At 46.9% G+C, this 1,609-nt stretch carries 3 protein-coding genes; all 3 read right to left on the reverse strand.

Features of this window, described 5'->3' with window-relative positions; genetic code table 11:
* Positions 1 to 485: hypothetical protein (locus tag AT959_RS21230; RefSeq protein ID WP_157651322.1), on the reverse strand; the 485-nt coding region annotated here is incomplete at its 3' end.
* Entirely contained in the window at positions 442 to 1,131 is a 690-nt protein-coding gene (locus AT959_RS14750; RefSeq protein WP_066884487.1) for a hypothetical protein, read from the reverse strand. The genes AT959_RS14750 and AT959_RS21230, both read right to left, overlap by 44 nt.
* A 2-nt stretch (positions 1,132 to 1,133) precedes the next feature.
* Entirely contained in the window at positions 1,134 to 1,526 is a 393-nt protein-coding gene (locus AT959_RS21235; protein WP_157651323.1) for a hypothetical protein, read from the reverse strand.
* Positions 1,527 to 1,609 lie beyond the last annotated feature (83 nt).

Raw genomic sequence — 1,609 nt, forward strand, 5'->3', positions numbered from 1 at the left:
GTCGCGTAGTTCATGCGCTGTGTGGACTTTAGCCCTTGATTCTCCGCGATAGCGTATCTGCTCTTCATCTTGCCAAGGTCGCCACACAACGCAGAGGCGGCAGCAAGAATAATATAACCCTCTCCCGCGTCAGCTTTCGCTAGTTTTTTGGCTTCAGTCTCAAGCTTGATAATTCGTTCGTCCGACGAATCGAAGATTCGAAGGGCACCTAAGAGTGCGCCGAGATCGTCGCCAAGGGTTGATGCAATTGTTTGTCTTGCGAACACTGGTGGGAAAATCCTTTTGTTTGGCGGGGTTCTGCGGTCGAATTGCTGAAATATTGAGCTAAAACAGGCGCTCAAGTGGTGCATCGCAATCAATTTTATTAAGTGAACAGAAAGCTGATAATCAAGGCGTAAAAAACTCTGCTCATTGCGGGATAGAAAATGGGTTACTGGTTCTCTAGCGACAATGTGAAAGACTGTTTTCGTAAGAAAATTCTTCAATCATTGATGCACCGCTGATTTCCAGGCCAGGAACGCCTGCTCTTGCAGGGACTGTCATTGCTAACCCGACTACCGTAAGTGGAATGGCACGCAACGCGATGATAAGCGACTTGTACATGATCAAGGACCCAGAACTGAGGTTATTAACCAGCATCTGATGTTGTTCCTTGAGGGTTTTGTAGGTAATTTTGATTGCCCTTAGAACCCCGTAGACTGGCATGGAAATGGCCATCAAAAACAGCAAAAATGCTGATGTTTCTCCGATATAGATCATCATGGCCTCTGATGATGCCTTTCTAGTCTGGGCGATGTACTTGGCAAGCTCTTTATCGTCTGTATGGAGGTGATGGTCTAGCTGTTCTCGCATGTTGCGCATTGTTTCTTCGTGTTTCGATACTGCGAAGATGGTCGCGATGAACCGGGGAAATGTCATTTTCTTTGCGTAGCGAATGTGAGAGTTCAACAGGTTCCTGAGTGCGATGTAGACGTCGCTGTCTAGGGAGATCTGCTGCGCAATAAAGTGTCTTCGCGCGTCGTCGCGAATATCGAATAGTCGGTCTCTGCATGTGTCGAGTGCGCTGTTTTTCCATGCGCGCCAAGTCCAGAAGGCCAATAGCATTCCTATGCCAAGAAGAAATCTTTCCATGATTATTCCTCTTCTCCAGGTAAGGTTCCGTCGTCGTTAAGGCCGCTTGATGATCGGTGAGGGTCTTTGCTCTCAAGCTCTTTTTGTAGCCGTGCTTTTTGTGAGATTAACCGCTTCTTTCCATTGCGCTCGCGAGTGTATGCAATCCCAAGTCCTCCCGCAATAAGGTATCCGAGTCCTTCCCCAAGGCGAATTCGTTCAACAAATCTACCTAATGCATCGATGTGTTCTGGTGAGTTCAGGACAATGTCTCTCAAACCGTCCATGATCATCATTGTCATGAAGACTGCAGCAAGTGATTTGACGGCTGATGCACCAAATTTAAAGCCTTCTGTCCATTTGTTTTCGTTAGCATCGATTCTCCGTAATTCAATCGATTTTTGTTCCTTGGCCATGCAACTCCCTTTGCGATAGCTTGTTTTTGTTTTCGACTCGCCAATTGGCTGGCTCCGGCAAACCATGCAGATTCATAGATGAT

This window comes from Dechloromonas denitrificans (genome assembly GCF_001551835.1).
Classification (GTDB): Bacteria; Pseudomonadota; Gammaproteobacteria; order Burkholderiales; family Rhodocyclaceae; genus Azonexus; species Azonexus denitrificans.

What these genes read in the sequence shown, in the direction of transcription:
- AT959_RS14750 (WP_066884487.1), bottom strand. Translation starts at nt 1,131, where the DNA reads ATGGAAAGATTTCTTCTTGGCATAGGAATGCTATTGGCCTTCTGGACT.
- AT959_RS21235 (WP_157651323.1), bottom strand. Translation starts at nt 1,526, where the DNA reads ATGGCCAAGGAACAAAAATCGATTGAATTACGGAGAATCGATGCTAAC.